Raw genomic sequence first — 5,590 nt, 5'->3', positions numbered from 1 at the left:
CGCCGTGCCGCTGAATTGGCGTTGAACGCCGCCCGAGTGCTCACCTTTCTTGACGAAACCAGTTTCGACCCCGATCAGCACTGCACCACGCTCGCCGAGTCGTTCAACCACATATTGGCGCAGCTCATCGCGCGCGGCATCGGCGTCCCACTGCGCCCGCTCGAGCAGGTGCTGCACGCCGTCCGGTGTTGCCTCGCCAATCCATTCGGCAAGTTGCCAGCCGTTCTTGCGCTCCACTGTGCCCAGCAGCCCCTTCATATATGCCAGTGCGCGCTGCCGGGGTTCAGGGCGTCTGAACAGGTGTCCGAGACGTTCATGCAATGCGTATAGTTCACGTTCCCACGATTTCGCAATTGCCCGCATCGGCTTAGACTCATGTAGTAATGCTAATCAACTATAGAAAAAAATCTACGGCTGTAGTATTAGGCGTCTCACGCGGCGACCGATAAGGCAAACTTGAAGGCTGCACGAGCATCATCGTCTGATGCACGACAGCCTCCGCGCCTTGATCGCTCGCATACGCGTTCTCCTGAAACCGGTACTGGCACCGCACGATCAGGTACTCGCGGTTCTGATCGGCACGCGGACAATGCGCAAGTGTGAACAGATAACCAGGCGCCGCCCCGCGCACATCGGTGTCGGCGTTCGCGCGCTCATGTTCAGCCTGCTGTTCCTCGAGCCGCACGCGGCTGTAATGCGCACCGGGCGCATCGTCGCGATAGCCGCCCGGCCATTCGAACGATGCGAAGCTGTCGTGGTCATGGCCGCGCGGATCGACCTTCTGCGATGAAAGATCGGCGCGCGGTTTCGTATAGTCGTAGTCACTCGTCTGGTGCCTGCCGACGCTCACCTCCTGCGCAAGCAGCCAGCCGTCGATGTGCTCCTCGTCGGCGATCGCGGTACGGTCACGCGCGATGTATGGAATCGTTTCGTAGCCGGGCAGCGCCGTATGCGATGACATCGCGTCGCTCAGCATCAGCGTATGCGTGTCCTCCGCATGCTTGAACCAGTAATAGATGCCTTCGAACTCCATCAGCCGCGACACGAACGCGGCATCGGTCTCGTTGTACTGCACGCAATACTCGCGCGGCACATACGATTCGGCGAGGTGATTCTCGATCGGAAAGTCGTACGTCGACAGCACTTCCTGCACGATCTCAGGCACGGTCCTGTTCTGGAAGATTCGGCAATCGGAGCGGCGCGTCGCGAGCCACAGCCACGGGCGCACGACCAGCTCGTAGCCGTAGTACCGCTCGGCACGCCTGCCCGCGAGAGATGCGCGCGCAACGATTCCGTTCAGGTAGCGGGTCGACTGGTCCTGCTGTTCGATCCGGACGGTTACGGGCTTGCCGAGCATGTCCTTCAGCGACAGGCCGTGGCTGTCCGCAAGCGCCTCGATCCGGAATTCGAATAGCCGGCCAAGTTCGTCGCTGCCGTCGAGCGTGTGAAATTTCAGGTCGTCGCCGTGCGTGCTGTCGAGTGTGAACACGCGGGTCACGTCGTCTCCTCCTCGTCGATCCGGTAGACGAACTGGCCGTCGGACACGCCCACCTCGATCGCCGACCGTCCGGGGCCGTTGAGCGCCGCGCGCAGGATCGCATGGCCGATCCGCGGCAAGCACCCTACGTCTGAGATCGCATCCGTCAGCCGGCGGCCTGCGGAGTCCGAATCGGTCTCATGTGTTGCGCGCCACAGGACGAATAGTGTTGGCGACGGGGCCCTACGATCTGGAGCCACATCCTTCACTCCCCTCTTGCCGGGGGCGGACAGGCACAACTCACAGTAGGACAATTAATCGTCGGACGAAAGGACGGCCGCATTAGTCGGTCGCCAAGCGTGATGATGTTTTGCGTTTGCGACACTCGCCGTGCCGGCTTGCGTCAGCAACTCCGAAAAGTAAAGGGCTCGAATGAAGTTCGCCGTTAAGCATTGTCCAACGCCTGTCATCGGCGAGGCTCGGCGAGAAGATTGGTGCGTCAAGTTGGAAAGATCAGTCAGGAGGTGGCTGATTCGATTGATAGGTATTTTAGGGGCCGACCGCTAAGCGTTGTCACGCCTAGATCAGTCGACGCCGGTAAAACGCACCGAGATCAAGGGGATGCCGATAAGCAGGCTTATCTCGTTATCGTGCCGTTCGGCGATGTCTGCAAACAGCCACGCGCGACACCGAGTGGCCGTTGTGGAGCCACGCGGAGGACTCTTTGCGACCCTCCGCGACCGTTCGACGCTGTGCAGTCTATGCGACCGCTTCTGAGATGCAACGGACATCCGCTCGCGGGGACTCGCCGGCAAGTCATCGGTCGAACCAGCGGTACTGGATGGTAAGCGAGATAGCCTTGTAGTCGCCGCCCACCCGCGTGACGAATCCCTTCGACGCCGCCAGTTTCGCGGACCAGCCGCGAGCAAAGGGCACCGAAAGCGTCAGTCCGAACCGCGTATTGGCCTGCCGGTCCTGATTTTCCCGGCCGTCGACTGAAGTGCGCCCGCCGGCGAAATAGCCGACATCGCCGGCCAGCCATAGCCCGGGCCAGAAGTTGTAGCTCGCATGCAACTGCACGGCGCAAAGCGGCGCCTGACTTCGCGTGTGGCCGAGGAAGAAGTCCGTATTGTCTGTAAAGAACCAGATTCCCGCGGACGCTTCATAAAACCAGTTGCCGACCGGCTTTGAGATGCCAATCTCCGGTTTGAACGACCACCGGTTGGCACCTACGTTGACGAGGTGCGAGTCCACGTATTGTCCGGTAGGCGCGATCACGGTCAGGCTCACGCCGACGGAGGTGGCAGGCGTGCGGCGCGCGAATTCTTCGGGTGATAAAGCGGGACCGCCGATCGGGTTGAACGCGAAGCGCAGGCGCAGATCGCCGAGACCCGCGCGATGGATTTCCTGCGGGGCGTCCACCACGTTCCCGCTGATGTTGCCGCGGGCGAACGGCATGGCTAGACCGAACGACGCCGCGTGGCCCGCGATGCCGAAGGTTTGCACATAGCCGAGCGTAAGAAAGTTGAGGTTTGCGTGAACGTTGGTGATGGGCAGCGACGGGTCGGTCAGCACGTCGCCCGTCAGGAACGTATAGGTGGCGGCGAGAAAATGGGTGCCGACCGGCGACGCCGAGTACGTCCGCGGCTCCAGCTCCTGGGCGAACGCGCTGGGCACCGCAGGCAGGAGGAAGAGCAGGCACGCGGGCAGAAGTGTCCGGGCCGAGGGTGGACACCTCATCGTCGATCTACAAGGGCACGGTGCTGACGCATGGCGTAGAGCCGCGAGGCGAGAAGGCGCGATGTTCCCGGCGACTCTCATATTGACACCCGATACCGGCTCAGATGTTCCGCATCCTCCGCCTCATTCTGCCTTTCGGCTTGAATGCTACGGCATCGGCATACGCCCGCGGGGCCCTGCATTGCCTCATCGATGACGGGCGTGGTCGCGCTCTTTGACATCACGCCGAAATGAGTGTCACCGGACGGGCTAACGGGCTAGCGGCAACCCTGGCTGTTCGCCGTTTTGTAACACGTCTGCCCGTTCGGGGCCTTATAGACGCCTTTGCCGTTTTTCATCTTCACTTCACCGCCGTGACCCGTCTGTACAGTGGTCACGCCCACGGAGTTCGTTTGCGCCTTCGCTGCGTTGCCCGTGTTCGGGTTATAGCGCGCGGCGTTTTCGCCGTTGCTACATGTGGTCGTTCCCCGTGCGTTCGTCGTGCACTGAGCTGCAAAGCCGCTCGAAGAAAGCAGCGCGCATAGCAGCATTGCCAGGGCTTTAGCTTTCATGATCGCTCCTCCCGCACTAAGGCGGTCTGTTCACTGAGTAACAGCATATGCCATCATTTCTCGCACCGGATGGTCTTTGGGCGTTGGATCTCGCACTGCGCCGCTGATACGCTTCCATCGAATCAGCGCCCTGCAGGAGAAAAATCAGGGCCAAGGCTAAGCGGGATCATTCTACGTTTCATGCGAGTTTCAAGCGGCTGCTGTCTGGAGCGGAGCGGACGTTCGAATGTCCAGTTGGATCGTCGGCTCAATGGCCGGAAACGGCCGAACTGAGTCAGACGATCTGACGCTGTCTGTTTGGTCTAGTCCAGCCTTATACAACTTATACATCTCAGCGATCAGCCGTCTTTCCGCGGGGGCAGGATCAATCTGGCGTGCACTTCCACAACGAACAGTTTGTGGCTCGCCAGCATCCGCGTTAAATCCCCCTCCGAGTGGGCAGAACGACGATCTTTCCAGAGGCTGCCGCCTGCAGCGTCGCGACTTCCTGACGCAGTGTTTCATTGATCGAGGCCAGCCTCGCGACGTCGGCCAGTGCAGCGTCGCGCTCCGCGCACAAGATCTTCAGCTGTTCTCTTACTTTCTTGACCTCTGCAGCCTTGGCGTCGCGCTGCTGCCGGGTGCCCCGACCGACTTGAGCGCGGATCTCTTCGGCGATGTCGGGGTACGTGTTGTGGACGAGGCCGGCGCTCACGCCGGCCTCGGTGGCGACTGCGGAGATGCTCAGCTTCAGTCCCTTGTTCTTGACCCGCAGCATCGCCAGTTGCAGCTCCCCGCGCGTCTTTGCTCTGCTCCGGCGGCGGGGCGCCGCCCCGGTCTGGGCCTCGGCGGGCGTGGTGCCTGCGCGGGTGCTCATGCGCCCTCCAGCGCGGCCATGTACGCCTGGCCCTGGTCATCGGTCGGCAGCGCGCAGCCGAGATCCTTCAGCACCTGCGTCGAGCGCTCGACAGCCCGCCGCGCCTTATCCGCCACTTCGGGGCCGCAATCGGTGATCGCCGCTAGCCGCAGGTTGTCCAGGTGGATCATCTGCCACGCAGATGCTTGCCCCTGGTCGATGACGGCCTGCGAACAACCTCCACACATTGATGGGTCGTACACCCCTTGGCCGTGACAGCCGTGCGTGCCACTGATGCACCACGCGTGTCCGGTGCTGCGCAGTTCGACCGACTCGGCCGTTTGTCTCAGGAGCTGCTTGATGTCTCGTGCGGCACGAGTCCGCGTCTGCAAGATCTTCTTGCCGGCGCCCCCGCTAAGCAGTGCATCGGGATGCGCCCAACCTTCCAGCAGCCCCAGCCGCGCCTCGAACATCTCCTCCTCGAACTCACGATATAGCGCGTGATCCTGGTAGGGGCTGGCGGCGTAAAGCTGCGTCCACGACATCGACGCATGTTTGAGTTGACCCTGCCTCGTTTTCACGTACAGCATTTCATGCGGCGATCAAGCTAGCCTCGTAGTCCACGGGGGTGAGGAAGTCGATCGAGGTATGCAGGCGTTGCCGATTGTAATAGCCCTCGATCCAATCGACGATATCCAGGCGGGCGTGAGCACGCAGCTGCCGCACGATGCGAGGACGGCCATAGCTGCCACGGCTGGCACGATGAATGGCGGCGACCTCGGCGTCCAGCGCGGCATTGGCCTGGGCCCGCCGACTTGGCGCCCGGCCGTGACACTGGCAATAGCCGCTGCGCGACACACCCAAAACCCGGCAAAGCCTGCTCACGCTGTACTGGTCGCGATGTGCGTCGATCCAGGCGTACCTCACCGCGACCCCTTCGCGAAGTACGCCGTCGCCTTTCGAAGAATTTCGATATCCAGCTTTGCG

6 protein-coding genes and 2 pseudogenes are annotated in these 5,590 nt (G+C 61.9%); all 8 read right to left on the bottom strand.

What is annotated here, in order from left to right; all coding sequences use genetic code 11:
* The coding region (locus KVT39_RS36095; RefSeq protein ID WP_217591387.1) for a transposase at positions 1 to 363 on the bottom strand (363 nt) is incomplete at its 3' end.
* Between the two features lie 61 nt (positions 364 to 424).
* Positions 425 to 1,498 (bottom strand): annotated as a pseudogene (gene tssI / locus KVT39_RS36090) (type VI secretion system tip protein TssI/VgrG); the annotation flags it as partial.
* The gene (locus tag KVT39_RS38580; protein ID WP_306795626.1) at positions 1,495 to 1,617 is read right to left on the bottom strand and encodes a hypothetical protein; all 123 of its coding nucleotides are present in this window, start codon (positions 1,615 to 1,617) and stop codon (positions 1,495 to 1,497) included. The pseudogene tssI and the gene KVT39_RS38580, both read right to left, overlap by 4 nt.
* 676 nt (positions 1,618 to 2,293) lie before the next feature.
* A complete protein-coding gene (locus KVT39_RS36085; RefSeq protein ID WP_368858968.1) occupies positions 2,294 to 3,154 on the bottom strand; it encodes a transporter in 861 nt (286 codons plus the stop codon).
* A 320-nt stretch (positions 3,155 to 3,474) separates the two neighbouring features.
* The gene (locus KVT39_RS36080) at positions 3,475 to 3,768 is read right to left on the bottom strand and encodes a hypothetical protein (RefSeq protein WP_217591385.1); all 294 of its coding nucleotides are present in this window, start codon (positions 3,766 to 3,768) and stop codon (positions 3,475 to 3,477) included.
* Between the two features lie 418 nt (positions 3,769 to 4,186).
* Positions 4,187 to 4,624: a TetR family transcriptional regulator gene (locus KVT39_RS36075; protein WP_217591384.1), complete on the bottom strand. Its 438-nt coding sequence runs from the start codon at positions 4,622 to 4,624 to the stop codon at positions 4,187 to 4,189.
* Positions 4,621 to 5,193 (bottom strand): hypothetical protein, encoded by a 573-nt coding sequence (locus KVT39_RS36070; protein ID WP_254640787.1) that lies wholly within the window; start codon positions 5,191 to 5,193, stop codon positions 4,621 to 4,623. The genes KVT39_RS36075 and KVT39_RS36070 overlap by 4 nt, the downstream gene beginning before the upstream one ends.
* Position 5,194: 1 nt before the next feature.
* Positions 5,195 to 5,590 (bottom strand): annotated as a pseudogene (locus KVT39_RS36065) (hypothetical protein); the annotation flags it as partial.

It is taken from the genome of Burkholderia sp. GbtcB21, from assembly GCF_019091065.1.
Taxonomy (GTDB): Bacteria; Pseudomonadota; Gammaproteobacteria; order Burkholderiales; family Burkholderiaceae; genus Burkholderia; species Burkholderia pyrrocinia_C.
This window is presented reverse-complemented; position numbering and strand designations above follow the sequence as displayed.